Here is an 18,579-nt window from a genome sequence, read left to right as displayed (position 1 = left end):
GGCAGGCCAAAGGCATCCCAGCCCATGGGATGCCTTTGGCCTGCCAGCAGAACAGTATGCCCTGGAAACAGGTCAGCATCCTGCGGTAACTACTGCCGAAAATATTGCGGCCTTCCGTAAACAACTGGATAATATCGGGTTCTGCTTTGACTGGGAAAGAGAAGTGAACACCAGCAACCCCGATTACTATAAATGGACACAATGGCTCTTCCTCCAGCTGTTCGACAGCTGGTTTGACCGTAGTGCCCAGAAAGCTAAACGCATTCCTGAACTGATTGCCATCTTTGAAAAAGAAGGTAATGCAACCCATGAATGCCCCGGTGACCGTACCCTCACCTTCTCTGCTGAAGAGTGGAAAGGCTATGATGAGTCTCGTCAGCGGGAGATCCTCATGCAATACCGCATCGCTTTCCTCGCTTATGCTGAGGTGAACTGGTGTGCGGAACTGGGTACCGTACTGGCTAATGATGAGGTAGTGAACGGTGTAAGTGAACGTGGTGGTTTCCCCGTAGTAAAGAAGAAAATGCGTCAGTGGTTCCTCCGTATCACCGAATATGCAAACCGCTTGCTGGAAGGTCTGGAAACTGTGAACTACAGCGATGCCATGAAGGAAATGCAGCGTAACTGGATTGGTAAGAGCCAGGGTGCCGAGATTACCTTTAAATTTGACGGCATTGACAATGAAGGGTTAAGAGTATATACAACCCGCCCTGATACCATTTTTGGTGTGGACTTCATGGTGGTGGCTCCTGAGCATGAACTGGTGACTAAAATCACCACTCCTGAGAATAAAGCAGCCGTAGAAAAATACCTGGATTATGTACAGAGCCGCTCCGAGCGTGAGCGTATGGCAGAGGTGAAGCAAATCACCGGTTGCTTTACCGGGGCTTATGTACTGAATCCTTTCAACGGTAAGCGGATCCCGGTTTGGATCTCTGAATACGTACTGGCTGGCTATGGTACTGGTGCGATCATGGCAGTGCCTTGCGGCGACCAACGTGATTTCGGCTTTGCGAAACACTTTAATATTCCTATTACGAATATCCTTGGTGCCGATTTCACTGGCGCAGAAGCAAACCCTACCAAGGATGCAGTGCTGCAGAACAGCGATTTCCTGAATGGCGTACCAATGAGGCAGGCGATGGAACTCGTAGCTGATAAGGTAGAAGCCATGGGCATCGGTAAAAAACAGACTAACTTCAGAATGCGTGATGCGGGCTTTAGCCGCCAGCGTTACTGGGGAGAGCCATTCCCGATCGTGTACAAAAACGGTATTCCATATGCTGTAGACGAAAAGGATCTGCCTGTTGAATTGCCACATGTAGAGACTTATAAACCAGGTGAAGATGGTGAAGGCCCACTGGCTAACATCACTGACTGGGTGAATATAGATGCAAATACCAGACGTGAAACTAACACCATGCCTGGTTATGCAGGTAGTAGCTGGTACTTCCTGCGCTATGCAGATCCTTCTAATAAAGAAGAATTTGCAGGCCGGGCGGCAACTGACTACTGGAACCAGGTAGATGTGTATATAGGCGGTACAGAGCATGCAGTAGGTCACCTGCTGTATTCACGCCTGTGGACCAAGGTACTGTTTGACCTCGGATACATTGGTTTTGATGAGCCTTACAGGAAGCTGATCAACCAGGGTATGATTCAGGGATCTTCAAGGTTTGTAAAGCGTTTAAGGTTCATCCACAGCGACCACCACGTAGGTGCAGATGAAATAGAACCAATCACACTGCCGGATAATAAACAGGTGTATATCTCTAATAGTTTCGGCGATATCCGTATCAAAGATATTATTGAGCTGATCAGGGTACAGGATGCGCCTTTAGCAGAGTTCCTGAATTCTATGCAGGTAAACTATGTGATAGAAAGTTATATCCACGTGGATGTAAACTTCGTTGATGGTGTAGTGTTGGATATAGACGCTGCCAGAAAATGGAAAGCAGACTTTGCAAACGCGATCTTCTTATTGCAGGATGGCCAGTTCACCTGCAAATCTGAAGTAGAGAAAATGAGTAAGAGCAAGTACAATACCGTAAACCCGGATGTACTTGTCGAAAAATACGGCGCCGATACCTTCCGCATGTACGAAATGTTCCTTGGTCCGGTAGAACAATCTAAACCATGGGATACCAAAGGCATCGAAGGTGTACACCGCTTCCTCAAAAAACTCTGGCGCCTCTTTGCTGATGAGCAGAAAGGCCTGATCGTAAAAGATGGTGACGCAACACCCGAAGAACTGAAGGTCCTGCACAAAACCATCCAGAAAATCGACAGCGACACTGAGAACTTCTCTTACAATACCGCTGTGAGCCAGTTCATGATCTGTGTGAATGAACTGAGCAGTCTGAAGTGCAACAAGCGCAGCGTGCTGGAACCAGTACTGATCCTGCTCACACCTTATGCACCGCATATTGCTGAAGAGCTCTGGCACCTGCTGGGCAATACAACCAGCATTCTCGATGCAGCTTACCCTGTATTCGAAGAGAAATATGTAAAAGAAGACGCATTCAACTACCCTATCGCAGTGAATGGTAAAACCCGTACTGAACTGGGCTTTCCATTGGATGCAGACAACGCCGTTATCGAACAGACTGTAATGACCAACGAGGTCGTACAGAAATGGATTGAAGGCAAGCCTGTCAAGAAAGTAGTGATCGTGAAAGGAAGAATGATCAATATTGTTGTATAATAAATCAAGGCTGGCATTGAGCCAGCCTTCCTTTTTACTATGTTAACCAAAATCTTACAACGCCATCAGCCGTTTCAGCCAGTCGTTCTCTTCGATCCTGCTAAGGATCATCTCTATCCCATGGACCTGACTGCCGCTAATACAGCCCTTACAAACGAAATACTGGACGATGAACATCGTTTCAGTGACTATGTCACCCAGCTATTGGCAACGCACAATGCGGCCTTTGGTATAGGCGGATATGGTGAACATAGAACCATTTATTCCCGTAACGCACATTTCGATACCGGCGATGAACCCAGACGGTTTCACCTCGCTGTAGATATCTGGGGGCCTGTAGGCACACCTGTGTATGCGCCACTGAATGGGTGTGTACATAGTTTTCAATTCAATGATGGCCATGGTGATTACGGGGCTACGATCATCTTAAAACACGTACTGGATGGTGTTACCTTTCACACCTTGTATGGGCACCTGAGTGTAGCTGACCTGGAAGGGTTAAAGATCGACGCACCTGTGGCTGCAGGTCAGATAATCGCCCATTTCGGGCCGCTGGCAGAAAATGGCCACTGGCCTCCACACCTTCACTTCCAGCTCATTATCGATATGGAAGGGAAGGCGGGAGACTATCCTGGCGTATGCCGTTATAGCGAAAGAGAAAGATACCTGGCCAATTGCCCTGATCCTAATCTCATCTTAGCGTTTTAATACGCCTTCTTTATCTATCCTTGTGGGCGTATCTGTACCATCTACAATGCTGCGTGCACTGATTGCAATGGCCTGTATAGTTGAAGTGATATTCTTAATATCCAATGAGCTGACTTCATCGCCTACGCTGTGGTAAAGTTTATCCGAATCAATCTGGTCGGTAGATATAGTATGCGCCGGTACACCTTGCCTGGCAAGCGTTGCATTGTCTGAACGATAGAACAACTGCTGGTCAGGATAAGGATCGGGGTAGAAATGGAAGACAGAGTGCTGCAGGTTTTTCTCCAGGATCTTACCAAAATCAGAACGCTCATAACCAGTGATGAAGGCACTGTTCTTACCGAATTTGGACTCTTTTCCGATCATCTCAATATTGAACATCGCTATCACCTTTTCAGGGTCCTGCTGCCGGGAGAAATACTTAGAACCATACCCCCCCATTTCTTCCCCGGTAAATGCAACAAAGATGATAGATCTGGCAGGCGGATGCTGCTTGTAATACTTCGCGAGCATCACTACCGCCGTTACACCGCTGGCATCATCATCTGCTCCATTGGCAATACTGTCTGTACCCACGGGTGTCAGGATGCCCAGGTGATCGTAGTGACCGGAGAAAATAACATACTCGTCTGGTTTGGAACTTCCCCTGATCATGCCGACGATGTTGCTGAGGTACAATGGGGTTACCTGCTGACTGGCTTTCACCTGCCAACTTTTTACATCTTCTGCCTGTTTGAGTACCAATACAACCGTAGACAGGCTATCCTGGTTTTTGCCCCCTCTTGCCTGTACACTTTCGTAGAACTTTCTGAAATCTGCTGTATGGGCGGTATCTACCCATACAATGGTATTCTTTTTTACTTCTCTGAGTTTTCTCAGGGATTCATAAAATTGTTCTGAAGCTGGCAATGATACGGAAGCAACATCGCTCTTTTCATTCCAGTCGATGTTGGGTGCTACACTGAGCACGATAACGCTGCCATCATTCACCCTTTCCCCGTTCAGGTATAGTTCCTGTATACCCGGGGTAGTATTGAAGCGATGAAATGCCTGGCGGAAACTAGTTGCACCAGTCAATGGTTGAAGACCAGCTTTGCCATATTCTTTTTCAAGAAACCGGGCAGCTTTTTCAATACCGGGCTCAAAGGTTTTACGGCCCTGCATATCATCGGCGGCAAGGGTAGAGATAATACGTTTTACTTCCTGCTCCTTAATGTCCTGTGCATATGTGGCGAGGGTGGATACACTGAAAAGGAGGGTTAAAATGCGCGTTTGTTTCATATTGGGAGGTTGCTAATTATCAAATATAACCGAAAATTCGAAGCTGCCGCAGGCGATTTTTTGGTAACTTTCACCCTGATATGTCGAATCCGCTAAGACCAGATGAAGCCCGCCAAAGTGCGGCCGAAAAGGAGTTTGAAAACAGCATTCGCCCTAAGGAAATTATGGATTTCTCAGGGCAGGACCAGATTATTGAGAACCTCAAGATCTTTATCAAGGCGGCCAAATTAAGAGGTGAGGCACTGGACCATGTGCTCTTTCACGGTCCTCCCGGATTAGGTAAAACAACGCTGTCACGCATTGTCGCCAACGAAATGGGGGTCAACATCCGTGAAACCTCAGGCCCTGTGATAGAGAAACCCGGTGATCTGGCCGGTCTGCTCACCAACCTCGAGCCTAAGGACGTGCTGTTCATAGATGAAATTCACCGGCTCAGTACCGTGGTGGAAGAATACCTGTATTCTGCCATGGAAGACTACCGTATTGATATCATGATCGATACCGGTCCAAGTGCCCGTGCCATCCAGATTTCACTGCATCCGTTTACATTGATAGGGGCCACTACCCGCTCAGGGTTGCTCACGGCTCCCCTGCTCTCCCGCTTCGGCATTAAATCCAGGCTGGAATACTATACCGCCGCCACCCTGCAAAAGATCATCTGGCGCGCCGCCGGCCTGCTGGATACAAAGATCACCAGCGAGGCTGCGATGGAAATAGCGCGGAGATCCCGGGGCACCCCCCGTATTGCCAACGGCTTGCTGAGAAGAGTAAGAGACTTTGCACAGGTAGTAGGCAATGGTACCATCGACCTGGATATTGCCAAATTCAGCCTGAAAGCCCTGAACGTAGATGAATACGGCCTGGACGAAATGGATAACCGTATCCTGCAGGTCATTATCGAAAACTTTAAAGGCGGTCCCGTTGGTATTACCACCATCGCTACTGCTGTAGGCGAAGAACCCGGCACACTGGAAGAAGTATATGAACCGTTCCTCATACAGGAAGGATTCATCAAGCGCACCCCACGTGGAAGGGAAGTAACTGAGAAAGCATATGTACACCTCGGCAAAACGCCCAGAGGTGGGGCTAGCGGCGGTTTATTATTTTAAAACAAACCGCTTCAAAAATACTAAAGGGCTGACCACTGTATCGCTGGTCAGCCCTTCCTCCTCAAAACGATGATCAGGGAATTTGCTGAATCTTTAACCAATCTATGCTTCTTTTTTACTCCCTCCCGTACCAATCATTCTTTACCAATATATATAACTACTACATCACATAATAAGAATACACAGGCAGTGTTTCCGGTACATGATTGTCGTTCAGCATCTGCCGCAGATCCCTTTCAATGGTACGCGCAATGCTCGTCATTGGCGTATCAGTAGGTTTGTTGTCAAACGGATCCTGCAGGTGTATTGCCATCTTTTCAATCAACAGGAAAGACGCTGCAATCGCACCTACCAGCGGCACTGCCACCCAACCAAAAAACTCTATCACTCCAAACGGTAATAACATGATAAAGAAGTTCAATGCAAAATGTATATACAAGCTGTAGGTTGAAGGAAATACGGTATTCTTAATACGCTCACACTTACCCATTGAATCACTGAATTTATTCAGGGTAGAATCGATCTGTACCTGCTGGTAAGCATTGATCCAGTCTCGCTGCAACGCATGCTGCAAATCTTTTGCATGCAGCTCCAGCAGTGCCATCGGCACATTCGCAAAGCGTGCTACATAAGCCACTTCTCTCTTGGGTATCAGTCGCTCCAATCCTTCTGTAGCCGACAATCCTCTCAGCTGCTGGCCCAATGAATAACACCATGCCATCTGACGACGGATCATTCTTTCGCGCATCCGCTCTGCCTCTTCAGGAAATTCATTACTATGTATAAAGGTGAGCACCTCTCTTGTAAAAGAGCGGGAATCGTTCACAATTGCCCCCCATATGGTGCGGGCTTCCCACCAGCGATCATAAGCCTGGTTAGACCTGAATGCCAGCAGCAGCGATATTACTGTACCCATAATCATCGGTACAGTCAATGGTATGTTGATGGTTTCCTGCAGATTAAACCGGTCATGTATTAACACTATCACAAGCGTATATAATACAACCAACGCAATTTCATACTTGACCTTCCCAAATACATACTTAAAGGGTATATTTTTCTTGAGTAGCATAAGACCTGTAGTTTAGAAATGATATACAAATAGCGCTCCCCCCTCCGTAAAGGGAAAGAGCACTACTCAAACAGACACATCTATTATATTTCAAATAGTTCGGACATTGCCGACACCAGCATCCTTTCTTTCTTCTTCAGGGATACATGATGTACGGGGTAGTTGCTCTTCCTGATCAGTTCTGCCGGGTCATAGCTGTAGGGCGATGCCTTGCGGAAATTGAATTCAGCTGGACATACAATCGCATCAATATTGTGGTACAACAAAAAGTTGCGGAACACGCCATTGCTGCGGCCCATTAGGAACTCGGTTTTCAGCGACTGAATGGCTGAGCCATATTTATTCTTTAATATTTCACTGGCTTCTTTATAATCGTCAGTAATCAGGTCATAGTGTGAGGACCTCCTTGACAGCATCATCAGGTCCATAATAGAACCCGGCATCTGCATGGCATGCATCATCACAATTTTCAAGGGTTCACCAGCCCCAAAGCGATCTACAACATGATGAACTACACGAAGAGACCTGATGGAAAAATCTGTAGGAATCAAAATATGCTTCATGTGCTTTGATTTATAACACAAAGCTATTTCCACGGGATTAGGAACCCGTAAGCAGGAGATAAAAGAGAATTAAAAATGTGGTAAGAAACCGGTAAGAATTATGCCACCGGCAGGGTGACCCGTATCTCTGTTCCCTTGCCCTGCTGGCTGTTTACGATGATATTGCCCCCATGCAGGCGAATGATATTACGGGATAAGGGCAACCCTATACCATACCCTTTATAACCACTGGTATTAGAAGCGCGGAAGAAAGGATCATAGATAAAGGGCAGTTCAGATGCAGGAATACCAATACCCTGGTCCTGGATCAACAGGATGATATTTGTATCAGTAGCCGCCAAAGCTACGCTCACAGGGCGGTTGTCAGAATATTTGCAGGCATTCTGTACAATATTGCTGAATGCCAGGTGCAATAGCTGTGCATCTCCCAGGATGAAGAGCTTTGCTTCATCTTCGGGCAACATGGAATAATCTATTTCTACATTATTATCAGGATTAATCTGGTCGATGGTATCTTTTACTGAAAAGATCAGCTCATCCACACGTAACCGTTCGCGCTGTTGCCCTTTGCCGCCAAACCCGGTCTGGGCCAGGCGTAGTAAACTTTTGGTAATGTGCTCCAGGCGCTCCGCTTCGCCGAGTATCACTTGTATCGACTGGCGGTATTCAGCGTCTGAACGTTGCTTATTCAGTGCCAGCTCTGCTTCGCCAATGATAGCAGTGAGCGGTGTTCCCAGTTCATGAGAGGCATTGCTTACAAAGTTGTTCTGCGTTTCGAAGGCCGTTTCCAGCCGGTCCAGCATATTGTTGAATGTCTGTGCCAGTTCAAACATTTCATCGTTACTATCGGGTGGATCCAGCCGCAGGTGCAGGTTGTGCGCCCTGATAGTTTTTACCCTGGCGGTCATGACCCTCACGGGCTGAAGGATGTACCTCGAGAAGAAGAAACCAGCTGTCAGTACCAGTATGCCGGCGGTACCCAGGCAAATAGTCAATACGTGCTTCAGGTCTGCCATATAGCGGCGGCCAAAATCATTGCGGGCAGAAACGATCACGATATAACGATCAGGATCCTGTCCAAATACAACCCCGGAATAAAAGATATCGCCACTACGATAATTCGCTTTTCGCTGCAGCTGTACCATTTCAAAAAAGGAACCAGGCAGGGAAGCCAGGGAAGCCGGGCGGTTGAAATGTCCTTCTTTGTCCAGTTTCAGGAAGTATTCCTTTTCATAAGGCATACGTTCCAGGTGTTCATTACGGATTTCCGTATAGGTAGCGCTGTTATCCCTGTCTTTGATCAGGGCAGCACGAGCGGCAATGATGGCACGTATTTCAAGACGTTTATAAAAATCTGTAAAAGAGTATTGATTGGCCAGGAAGTAAGCTCCCCCGGCTATCAGCAGGATGATAAAAACTGTCAGTGCAGTAAACAGGATCAGTATTTTGACACGTATACTCATGCTTCTTCTTTCAGCATATAACCCATACCAACCACGGTTTGGATAAGCGCTGGCAGGTCTTTGCGGTTTACTTTCTTCCGGAGGTAATTTACATATACATCTACTACCTTGGTATTCATATTAAAGTCGATGCCCCACACATTTTCCAGGATCTCCATTCTTGACAACACACGACGGGGGTTGCGCAGCAAATATTCCAGCAGCCGGTATTCTGTAGCTGTGAGTGTGATGCTCTCCCCGCTGCGGCTCGCACTTTTGGTATCTGTATTCAGTTCCAGGTCAGCAAGTTTCAGCAGGTTGGCAGCAGGGGCAACAGAGACCGTATTATCTGTCTGCCTTCTCAATAAGGAGCGGATCCTGGCCAGCAGTTCTGCCTGTTTGAAAGGCTTGACCAGGTAATCATCTGCCCCGCTATCCAGTCCGGATACCACATTCTCGGTAGAACCCAGTGCAGTGAGCATCAGGATAGAGGTCTTGTTTTGTTGGCTGCGCAGCTCCTTGCACACGGCAATTCCGCTCATACCCGGCAGCATCACATCCAGTATGATGAGCTGAAACGGGTGGTCCATGGCCATTTGCAGACCTGTGGGCCCATCCATGGCTACAGTCACATCGTATCCTGCTTCAGTAAGATATCGGTGAATGAAGGATACAACTGCCGGTTCGTCCTCTATTAACAATAGTTTCATGCGCTATAAAAATAAGGCAGACTGAAAAGTACGATTCTTTTCAGTCTGCCTCAGAGCTATTTTAAAGTCTTAATCTTTCACTACCAGGCGGAAACCGTTACCGTGAATGTTCACGATTTCGATATTCGGGTCTTCCTTCAGGTACTTGCGCAGCTTGGCAATATATACGTCCATACTACGGCCATTGAAATATGTATCGCTACCCCAGATCTTCTTCAGGGCCAGTTCACGTGGCAGCAGGTCATTCTTGTGCTCGCACAGCATGCGTAACAGTTCGTTCTCTTTTGGAGAGAGCGTATGTGTTTCACCATCACGGGTCAGCGTACGCAGGCGGGCATTGAATTCATAACGGCCTATTTTAAACTCATGCTGCTCTTCCTCTTTGCTGTTCAGTTCCTGGTTTCTTTTCAGGATCGCTTTGATCTTCAACAGGAGCAATTCACTGTCAAATGGCTTGGCAATATAGTCATCAGCACCCAGCTTGTAGCCCTGGATGATGTCTTCTTTCATTGTTTTGGCAGAGAGGAAGAATAAAGGAATATCAGGATCTACATCCCGGATTTCCTCGGCCAGTTTAAAACCATCCATATTAGGCATCATGATATCCAGGAGGCAGATGTCAAATTTTTCCCTTCTGAAGGCAGCCAGCGCCAGAATGCCATCACGGCACAGCTCCACGTCATAATCGTTCAGTTCAAGATAATTTTTGAGCACCATACCCAGGTTGGTATCATCTTCTGCCAGTAATATCTTTGGTTTACGTTCTTCCATATATAATAAAGTATTAATGTACAAACAAATATAGTTAGTCAGATGTTCACATAAAGTTAAAATAAGCCTAAACGCTATTATTTTGAGATGAGGGAGGAAAATGGATAGCGGATATTCTTATATGCGATCATATCTACCTTTATACTACCCACCGAAATGGGGCTATCAATACGGAGGGGTATTTTATTGCCATCGTCACTGACCCATACACTCATTTTCTCTCCCCCCTGAAACATGGAACCTTCCAGGAGCAGGGGGGCGAACTTAATAGCCCGGAACTTACCGAACTTGGTTTCGACCGTTTCTTTACCGATATAGCGTACATAGATATTGTACACCTTATCGTCGAGGAACATATTGAAGGGGATTTTATCGCCAGGTTTATATTTATCGAAATCGATATTTCGGGCATAATAGATAGCGCTGATCACGTCCTGTACACAGGGGGGTACCTTATAACTGCCTTTGGTACTGACGGCGGTATGCTGTGCCTGATAGAAAGTCACGTCATTATGAAGCCGGTACCCGCCTTCCTCTACATCGCGAAGGAACTTCATAGGCATCAGATTGGCCGTATCGATAAAGCTCTGGTATTTGTCACGTACCTTGAAGAACCAGTCGTAGGTTCGGTAGGTCCTGCCTTCGGCGGAGATGTGGTAGACATCTTTGCCATTGAACTTTTCAAGGTTACAGTTAAACGTGGCTTCGCCGGCGCCAATGAATACTCTTCCCAGGGTATAAAAAACTTTGAACGTGATACTTTCGCCGGCTCTGAAGCTGGTATTGGTGATACCACAAAAATCGTTTTGGGCATACAGGGGGCGGATAGTGGCCAGACTTAAAACAACTATGAGTAGAATGGACCTCATTGATGAAGCTATTTTTCCTTAAAAATCTTAATTCCCAGCAAAAGCACACTACCTAAAACGGCCGGCAGCACAAGGTTTACCAACCAGATAATGACGGTTGCAGCTATGATAGCAGGACTGTTCATACTGAGGAATCCCATGAAATACAGGCTTATTTTGCCTCTCAGGCCCAGTTCTGCGATGGCGATGGTAGGCACCATAGCCATTACGAGATAAATGACAGCGTTCATCAAAAATCCTTGCCACCACAGCATTTCAACGCCCAATGTGTCAAGCAAAATCAAATACTGTGCCGAGAAGACCACATACCGCAAGGCCGAAAGGAGCAACAAGTGTTCGAGGTCTGTAGCGGAGTAACGAACAATAATCTGCACAAAAATCCGGGCCTTCCTTAACAATGGTATTCTTTCAAAGATTGATAGAATGATCTGCAGCCGAAAATATAACAATATGACCAAGCCACAAATTATCAGGAGGATTCCAAACGATATTTTTTCCCATATTGAGTAGCCGGCACTATGTTCAGCCCTGACTGGCGCGAAGTTAGCCACAAAGTAAACCAAACCACTTAACCCAAAGATAATAGTAACTATCAGCTGGCTGAAGCTACCCACCATGGTGGCAGCAATTGCCTTTAATTTGCTTCTATTATTGCGAACATAGAGTACCCGACCCCCATATTCTCCGATTCGGTTAGGTGTATTGATGGAAAATGAAACGCCAGAGAGTATAGCCCTGAACGCACGAAGGAACGACATGGGTTGGAGGGGCTGGATGAGCAGCTGCCACTTGCGGGCCTCCAGCCCCCAGTTGAACAGCATACCTATCAATACCAACAGCATGGCCACAACGCCCTTATGCTCAAGGGTATCTATCATTTGCTGCAGAGAACTCTTTAAATTAGGTTGGTGGAGCAGCTGGGTATAAATGGACCAGGCTAACCACGTAAAAAGGACTGCTCCCAGCAGGTAATTGAGAATTATTTTGGTATTTTTGTTCAGACATCAAAGATTTTGGCAAAAATAAACTGTGGTTGGCAAACAAGTCAAAAATAATTCTCGGTATTGACCCGGGTACACTGGTAATGGGTTACGGGCTCATTCTGGTGGAAGGAACAAAAGCCAGCCTGCTGGAAATGGATGTGTTAAAACTGTCCCGTCACAAAGATCACTACGAAAGGTTGCAATTGATACACGCCCGTGTAAATGAACTGATACGCTTGCATAAACCGGTTTCCTGCGCAATCGAGGCCCCTTTCTTTGGAAAAAATGTACAAAGTATGCTCAAACTGGGTAGGGCACAGGGTGTAGCCATCGCTACAGCCATGCAGGCCGGAGTACCAGTGACTGAGTATTCACCCAAAAAAGTAAAACAGTCTATCACCGGCAATGGTAATGCAGACAAAGAACAAATCTGGCAAATGCTCCAAAGGATCCTAAAATTCTCAGAACGCCCTGATTATCTGGATGCTACAGATGCACTCGCAGTGGCAGTCTGTCATTTTTTCCAGGAGTCCAGCGTCATGCCGGATACCAGTAAAGCTAAGGGTTGGGACGCGTTTCTACAGAAAAACCCCGGCAGGATCGTCGGGTAATTATTGGGGGTTAGCACATAGGTTTTTCCAGAAGTTAATAAATTGTATTTACTTTGAATTAAAATCTTCATAACTCGCTCCCCCTGATGATACATGGAGCTACACACCATAAACTATGGTATTTTATATAATCAGCATCAAGCTATGAAAGCAAGAATCCTATTGGTGGAAGATGATCAAAATGTTGGTGCGGTAACAAAGAAGCGATTAGAAGAAGCAGGCTACGACGTGGTACATAGCACAGACGGACAAATGGCCTGGGAGCAGTTCCAGTTACGAACCTTTGATATATGTTTACTGGATGTGGTAATGCCCAAAAAAGACGGTTTCACGCTGGCAGAACAAATCCGGAGAAAAAACGACTTCATTCCTATCCTCTTTCTAACCTCGAAAGCAATGGATGAAGATAAAATTAAAGGATTCAAAACAGGAGCTGACGACTACATTACCAAACCTTTCAGCATGCAGGAACTCTTGCTGCGCATTGAAGTATTCCTGAAAAGAACCAAGAGTGCCGTCAACAATGCGACAGAGAAACGCACGCAGTACAACATCGGCAAACTCACCTTTGACTATAATGACCTCATTCTTCGCGAAAAGAACGGAGAGGTTTCCAGTACGCTTACTCAAAAAGAAGCTGACCTGCTCAAATACCTTTGCGATAATGCTAACAAAACGCTGAAGCGGGAAGAAATACTCTTCCACGTTTGGGGTAAAGATGACTATTTCCTGGGACGTAGTATGGACGTGTTCATTACCAAGCTACGGAAACATTTCAGAACAGATCCCGCTGTGAAACTGGAAACCCTCCATGGTGTCGGCTTCCGCTTTAACGTGCCAGGGCAGCTGTAATCTGCTCCTGCACTGCCTTGAACTCGGCTTCAGACAACTTGAGCTTAGGACGCTGAAAGTTCATGTCGTCAACAGAATTAATTGGTATCAGGTGCATATGTGCATGCGGTACTTCCAAACCAACCACACTCACACCTACACGATTGCATGGAAATGCATGCTCTATCGCCTGCGCAATAGGCTTGGCAAATAACAACCACTCACCCAGCAAATCATCTGTCACATCAAAGAATTTGTCTACCTCCTCCTTTGGAACTATCAATGTATGCCCCTTCGCCAATGGAAAAATATCCAGGAAGGCATAAAAACTATCATTCTCAGCTATACGGTAACTGGGAATTTCACCGTTGATGATTTTCGTAAATACAGATGACATAATGCGGGTTTTAAAGAATCCTAAAGGTAAAAAAAAAGCCTTCCGCATGATACGGAAGGCCCTGATATCTTCAGAGAGATAATTATATTGTAATATTATCTACCTTGAATTTGATTACACCATTAGGAGTAGAGATTTCTGCAATTTCACCTACCACCTTGCCCAGCAATCCCTTCCCAATGGGAGAAGTCACTGAGATCTTGTTCGCTTTCAGATCCGCCTCTTTCTCCGACACCAACTGATAGGTCACGGTCTTTTTAGTACCTACATTTGTAATAGTCACTTTACATAAAATAGATACTTTGGAGGTATCAATGGAATCCGCCTCTACTACTCTGGCAGTAGCGATAGCATTCTCAAGCGTAGCCAGCTTGGCTTCATGCAAACCCTGCGCCTCCTTTGCTGCGTCATACTCAGCATTTTCCTTTAGGTCACCTTTTTCCCGTGCTTCCGCAATCGCCCTGGCAATTTCTGCCCGGCCCTTTGTTTTGAGGAAGTTGAGCTCTTCACGCATCTGGTCCAGGGTCTCTTTGGTAACGTAGTTAATACCAGACATAACGTTATATAGTTTAAGAATAAAGAAAAAAAATCAACGCCCCCGTTTGCACAGAAGCGTTGTAAATTTGTATTAAAGCAAATATAACGAAAAATTGCTTATTCCCCTAAATAAAGTCACATATACAGTAATCCTAATGCATGAATCTGCCACTCCAGAATTGTAAGCATTCCTAATGACAAATTCTCCCTGCGAACCTATATCACATTCAACTTCTCCAACACTATCCTGGCCATATTAATGCTCGCCTCATGAGTATATCCCGCTATGTGCGGCGTCATCACCACATTCGGAAAATGCAGCAGCTTTTGAAACTGTTCCCTCTCTTCAGGACTGTAAGTAGCCAGCTTTTCATTTTCCTGTACATCCAGTGCCGCACCTCTCAGTAGGCCCTCTTCCAGCGCCTGAATCAGATCAGGGGTATTCACTATCTTACCCCTCGCCGCATTCAGGAACCAGACTGGTTTGTGGAAAGAACGGAAGAATTCCAGGTTCGCCAGGTGTTTGGTCTCTGCCGTCAGCGGCAGGTGCACGCTTACGATCTCCGCTTCGGCAAACAGTTGCTCCATGGTCGCTTCCTGCACATGATCGTTGCTGAAACCCGTTTTATATTTATCATAAGCCAGGATCTTTGGCTCAAACCCCCTCAGCTTGCGTGCATAAGCGCTGCCTGTATTGCCATATCCAATGATGCCTACAGTACGCCCGCCTATTTCAAAGCCCCTGTTACCCTCTCTCTCATAAATTCCCTGGCGCAATTCCAGGTTGCTCTTCAGCACATTGTTCATCATACACAGCAGCATACCTACCATCTGCTCTCCCACCGCTTCCCTGTTTCCTTCCGGACTACTGGCGCAGTGGATTCCCTTGCTCTCCGCATACGGCACATCGATCAGTTCCATCCCGCTACCCAACCGGCCAATCCATTGCAATTGCCTGGCACGGTCTATGACAGGCTGGTCTATCTTCATACGGGTGGTGACAATCAATCCTACGTATTCGTGAATACTTCCGAGTAGCTCCTCGTATGTAATGGCAGGCTGGTAGCTGACCTCAAATCCCTTCTCTTCCAACCTGTCCATTAAGTAACTGTGCGCTTTAGCTGTAATTAATACTTTCCTGCTCATATCATCTTGTGGGATAATGCAACAAAATCTGCTACAGTCAACTCTTCTGCCCGTTTGGTGAAAAAGCTGTCCTGTAGTACTTCCTTATCAAATAATGGTTTTAACGGATTTCTCAATTGCTTACGACGCTGACCAAAAGCAGTTTTCACCAGGTTGAAAAACTTCCGCTCATTTGGAATGTCATAAGCCTGTTCCAGCCTGTTCAGGCGAATCACAGCTGATTTCACCTTGGGAGGCGGGTTGAAACATGTTTCACTCACTTCAAACAGGTACTCTACCTCGTAAAAAGCCTGCAGCAGTACACTCAAAATACCATATTCCTTATTGCCATGCTTCGCTGCAATACGCTGGGCCACCTCTTTCTGGAACATCCCTACTACACAGGGTACCTGGTCTTTCCAGTCCAGTATACGAAACATAATCTGGGTAGAAATGTTGTAGGGGAAGTTGCCAATAACATTGAATTTCCCCTCAAAAGGCGGTTTCACATCCAGGAAACTCTCATTAATGAGCTTGCCCTGAATAGCCGGATAAGTCTTCCCGAGGTATTCTACTTTTTCAGTGTCCAGCTCTACAGCTTTAAAGGAAGTATCTGGCAGTTCAAGAAGGTATTTAGTGATGGCACCCGCACCAGGGCCCACTTCCAGCACTTGTTGATTCGGAATTACAGGTAGTGAACCAACTATCTTTCTACAGATGTTTTCGTCCTTGAGAAAGTGCTGCCCAAGCGATTTTTTAAGTGTATACATGATCAGGTGTCAAAATTACGGAAATCGTTTTGAATAAGTTTCTCCCTTAATTCTTGTTATATTTGCCCATTATTCTCAAAAACGCATGAGTAGCAACGCCCATACAAACAAGCCGGTAATTGGTATCACCGTTGGTGATATTAACAGCATTGGCGCCGAATTGATCATCAAGACCTTTGCAGATAACAGAATGCTGGAGTTTTGTACCCCGGTGATATTTGCTTCCAATAAGACCATCAACTTCTACCGCAAGTTGATGAATGAGAACAACTTCAACTACCAGAGCCTGAAAGAATTCTCCCGGCTGAACCACAAGCAGGTGAATGTATTCAACTGCTGGGAAGAAGAAGTACAGATTACACCAGGTATACTGAACGAAACCGGCGGCAAGTACGCTGCCCGTTCCCTGGCAGTAGCCATCGAATGCCTGAAAAATGGGGAAATCGATGGGTTGGTGACTGCCCCTATTCACAAAAAGAACATACAGAGCGAGCAATTCAACTACACAGGCCATACTCCTTACCTCAGGGATGCCTTTGGTGCAAAAGATGTGCTCATGTTCATGACTGCCGATAATATGCGTGTGGGTTTGCTCACCGAGCACATACCTATCGCTGATGTTGCGAAATATGTGACCCGCGAAAACATCCTGGCTAAACTGGCCATGATGAAAGATAGCCTGATCAAAGACTTTGGTATTGACAAACCACGCATTGCGGTACTGGGCCTAAACCCACACGCCGGCGACGATGGCCTGATCGGTGAGGAAGAACTGAAGGAGATCATCCCTGCTATCACGCAGGCAAAAAACAATGGTATCCTCTGCTTTGGTCCCTATAGCGCCGATGCCTTCTTTGCAAGGAATATGCATAGCACCTTCGATGGCGTACTGGCCATGTACCACGACCAGGGCCTCATTCCATTCAAGTCACTGGCTACCGGCGAAGGTATCAACTTCACAGCCGGGCTGCCTGTTGTACGCACCTCTCCTGACCATGGTACTGCATTTGACATTGCAGGCAAAAACCTGGCAGACCATTTCTCCTTCCGCCAGGCGATCTTCTCCTGCCTGGATATTATTGAGAAGAGAGAACAGTATGCGGAGAATACACAAAACCCACTCAAGAAAATAGAATTAGCTTCTGAATAATACAGAAAAAGCCTCCCGCAAAACGGGAGGCTTTTTTCAGATATGAAAGGCCGCCATTTCCAACAACCCCTCTCCCCTGCTCCTGAACCACTTGTTATAGCCATGCAGTACATATTCCGTAGCCTGCATGTCGTATACACCTGTTATTTCCGCCTCCAGCAATGAGAGCAGGTTCAACACCTTTTTACGGCTATAGGCCCGTGTATAGGCGCCAATATTGTTTTCCATGATATCTGACAATGCCCTTGCCCGGGAAATAAAGGAAGGTGGCATCTCCTCCTCAGGAATGGTATAGTCCAGTATTACCGCATTGTTCCGCACCCGGGAACAAAAACAACGCATCACCCGCAGAAAATGCTCTTCAGGAATATAATGCATGATGCCTTCAAATACTATGAGGGTAGGTTCATGAGGTCTGTAACCTGCAGCTGTCAGCATCTCCATCATTTGCTGTGTGTGGGTAATGTCTGCATGCAGGGTATGCAGGCGGGCGTCATTGTAAGATACAGCGGCATAGAGCGCCTGTTTTTCCTGCATATGGCAGGTATCTACCTCATAAATGCTGGTAAGCTGTTCGGGGAAGTATTCTGCAATCTGAAGCCCCAGGGGATCCAATCCTGCTGCTAATATACATACCTGCTGATGGGGGTGTTCTATCATGAGCTGTTTAATCAGGTAGCGCACCATCTGCTTGCGGAGTAACAGGATCTCACTGAACAATGGCGTGATCCTGGACAGCTCTTCTGCGGGTTTTTCTACAGCACTGAAATCGATGTGTGATAAGTATTCCTGCCCCCAGCCGTCAGTGTACAGGCTTTTTACTACTGAGAGTAACAAAGCAGCAGAAGAAGCCACGGAGAGTTTATTTTCCACGGTTTTCATGGGGTTCAGTTTTTAGGTTAACGTGTGTTTTTAAAGTTAACGGTAAAGACTGAAATGTAATAAC

19 protein-coding genes are annotated in these 18,579 nt (G+C 46.3%); 6 read left to right on the top strand and 13 right to left on the bottom strand.

Translation table 11 applies throughout. From position 1 onward, the window contains the following. Together ABDW16_RS11510 and ABDW16_RS11505 are read left to right on the top strand one after the other, a co-directional pair. Positions 1 to 2,704 (top strand): class I tRNA ligase family protein (locus ABDW16_RS11510; RefSeq protein ID WP_343669877.1); only part of this gene is annotated, 2,704 nt, incomplete at its 5' end. Positions 2,705 to 2,743: 39 nt separating this feature from the next. Beyond that, positions 2,744 to 3,412, top strand: coding sequence for a peptidoglycan DD-metalloendopeptidase family protein (locus ABDW16_RS11505; protein WP_343669876.1), 669 nt, complete (start codon positions 2,744 to 2,746; stop codon positions 3,410 to 3,412). On the opposite strand, the gene ABDW16_RS11500 is transcribed toward ABDW16_RS11505, so the two are convergent. Continuing rightward, positions 3,401 to 4,693: a M20/M25/M40 family metallo-hydrolase gene (locus tag ABDW16_RS11500; protein ID WP_343669875.1), complete on the bottom strand. Its 1,293-nt coding sequence runs from the start codon at positions 4,691 to 4,693 to the stop codon at positions 3,401 to 3,403. The two genes, ABDW16_RS11505 and ABDW16_RS11500, sit on opposite strands and share 12 nt — an antisense overlap. An 80-nt stretch (positions 4,694 to 4,773) precedes the next feature. On the opposite strand from ABDW16_RS11500, the gene ruvB reads away from it, so the two are divergent. Next, entirely contained in the window at positions 4,774 to 5,802 is a 1,029-nt protein-coding gene (gene ruvB, locus ABDW16_RS11495; RefSeq protein WP_343669874.1) for a Holliday junction branch migration DNA helicase RuvB, read from the top strand. A 160-nt stretch (positions 5,803 to 5,962) separates the two neighbouring features. Here ruvB and ABDW16_RS11490 read toward each other — a convergent pair whose 3' ends face one another. The 7 genes from ABDW16_RS11490 to ABDW16_RS11460 form a co-directional block, all read right to left on the bottom strand. Continuing rightward, positions 5,963 to 6,874 (bottom strand): bestrophin family ion channel, encoded by a 912-nt coding sequence (locus ABDW16_RS11490; protein WP_343669873.1) that lies wholly within the window; start codon positions 6,872 to 6,874, stop codon positions 5,963 to 5,965. An 83-nt stretch (positions 6,875 to 6,957) separates the two neighbouring features. Continuing rightward, positions 6,958 to 7,437, bottom strand: a complete 480-nt coding sequence (locus tag ABDW16_RS11485; RefSeq protein ID WP_343669872.1) for a hypothetical protein — start codon at positions 7,435 to 7,437, stop codon at positions 6,958 to 6,960. Between the two features lie 98 nt (positions 7,438 to 7,535). Further along, complete coding sequence (locus ABDW16_RS11480; RefSeq protein ID WP_343669871.1) at positions 7,536 to 8,900, bottom strand: ATP-binding protein; 1,365 nt, start codon at positions 8,898 to 8,900, stop codon at positions 7,536 to 7,538. Then, entirely contained in the window at positions 8,897 to 9,589 is a 693-nt protein-coding gene (locus ABDW16_RS11475; protein WP_343669870.1) for a response regulator transcription factor, read from the bottom strand. The genes ABDW16_RS11480 and ABDW16_RS11475 overlap by 4 nt, the downstream gene beginning before the upstream one ends. Before the next feature lie 69 nt (positions 9,590 to 9,658). Next, positions 9,659 to 10,360: a response regulator transcription factor gene (locus tag ABDW16_RS11470; protein WP_072364009.1), complete on the bottom strand. Its 702-nt coding sequence runs from the start codon at positions 10,358 to 10,360 to the stop codon at positions 9,659 to 9,661. A gap of 77 nt (positions 10,361 to 10,437) precedes the next feature. Next, positions 10,438 to 11,229: a DUF3108 domain-containing protein gene (locus tag ABDW16_RS11465; RefSeq protein ID WP_343669868.1), complete on the bottom strand. Its 792-nt coding sequence runs from the start codon at positions 11,227 to 11,229 to the stop codon at positions 10,438 to 10,440. An 8-nt stretch (positions 11,230 to 11,237) separates the two neighbouring features. Next, positions 11,238 to 12,194 carry a lysylphosphatidylglycerol synthase domain-containing protein gene (locus ABDW16_RS11460; protein WP_343669878.1) on the bottom strand — a complete coding sequence of 319 codons (957 nt, stop codon included), beginning with the start codon at positions 12,192 to 12,194 and terminating at the stop codon, positions 11,238 to 11,240. A gap of 68 nt (positions 12,195 to 12,262) precedes the next feature. Between ABDW16_RS11460 and ruvC the strand changes: the two genes are divergently transcribed. Together ruvC and ABDW16_RS11450 are read left to right on the top strand one after the other, a co-directional pair. Then, positions 12,263 to 12,823, top strand: a complete 561-nt coding sequence (gene ruvC, locus ABDW16_RS11455; protein ID WP_343669867.1) for a crossover junction endodeoxyribonuclease RuvC — start codon at positions 12,263 to 12,265, stop codon at positions 12,821 to 12,823. 144 nt (positions 12,824 to 12,967) lie between these two features. Then, the gene (locus ABDW16_RS11450) at positions 12,968 to 13,675 is read left to right on the top strand and encodes a response regulator transcription factor (RefSeq protein ID WP_343669866.1); all 708 of its coding nucleotides are present in this window, start codon (positions 12,968 to 12,970) and stop codon (positions 13,673 to 13,675) included. Here the strand turns inward: ABDW16_RS11450 and ABDW16_RS11445 are convergent. The 4 genes from ABDW16_RS11445 to rsmA all read right to left on the bottom strand — a co-directional run bounded on the left by ABDW16_RS11445 (position 13,653) and on the right by rsmA (position 16,483). Continuing rightward, positions 13,653 to 14,051, bottom strand: a complete 399-nt coding sequence (locus ABDW16_RS11445) for an HIT family protein (RefSeq protein ID WP_343669864.1) — start codon at positions 14,049 to 14,051, stop codon at positions 13,653 to 13,655. The two genes, ABDW16_RS11450 and ABDW16_RS11445, sit on opposite strands and share 23 nt — an antisense overlap. 82 nt (positions 14,052 to 14,133) lie before the next feature. Further along, positions 14,134 to 14,607, bottom strand: a complete 474-nt coding sequence (gene greA, locus ABDW16_RS11440; RefSeq protein ID WP_343669862.1) for a transcription elongation factor GreA — start codon at positions 14,605 to 14,607, stop codon at positions 14,134 to 14,136. A 197-nt stretch (positions 14,608 to 14,804) separates the two neighbouring features. Then, the gene (locus tag ABDW16_RS11435) at positions 14,805 to 15,734 is read right to left on the bottom strand and encodes an NAD(P)-dependent oxidoreductase (protein ID WP_343669861.1); all 930 of its coding nucleotides are present in this window, start codon (positions 15,732 to 15,734) and stop codon (positions 14,805 to 14,807) included. After that, the gene (gene rsmA, locus ABDW16_RS11430; RefSeq protein ID WP_343669859.1) at positions 15,731 to 16,483 is read right to left on the bottom strand and encodes a 16S rRNA (adenine(1518)-N(6)/adenine(1519)-N(6))-dimethyltransferase RsmA; all 753 of its coding nucleotides are present in this window, start codon (positions 16,481 to 16,483) and stop codon (positions 15,731 to 15,733) included. Before rsmA ends, ABDW16_RS11435 begins: the two co-directional genes overlap by 4 nt. 85 nt (positions 16,484 to 16,568) lie before the next feature. Between rsmA and pdxA the strand changes: the two genes are divergently transcribed. Further along, the gene (gene pdxA, locus ABDW16_RS11425) at positions 16,569 to 17,633 is read left to right on the top strand and encodes a 4-hydroxythreonine-4-phosphate dehydrogenase PdxA (RefSeq protein WP_343669857.1); all 1,065 of its coding nucleotides are present in this window, start codon (positions 16,569 to 16,571) and stop codon (positions 17,631 to 17,633) included. A 36-nt stretch (positions 17,634 to 17,669) separates the two neighbouring features. Here the strand turns inward: pdxA and ABDW16_RS11420 are convergent, their stop codons facing one another. Further along, complete coding sequence (locus tag ABDW16_RS11420; RefSeq protein ID WP_343669856.1) at positions 17,670 to 18,515, bottom strand: class I SAM-dependent methyltransferase; 846 nt, start codon at positions 18,513 to 18,515, stop codon at positions 17,670 to 17,672. Positions 18,516 to 18,579: the final 64 nt, after the last annotated feature.

This window comes from Chitinophaga sp., assembly GCF_039596135.1.
Taxonomy (GTDB): domain Bacteria; phylum Bacteroidota; class Bacteroidia; order Chitinophagales; family Chitinophagaceae; genus Chitinophaga.
Note: the sequence above shows the minus strand (reverse complement) of the source record. Positions and strands in the feature narration are given on the sequence as shown.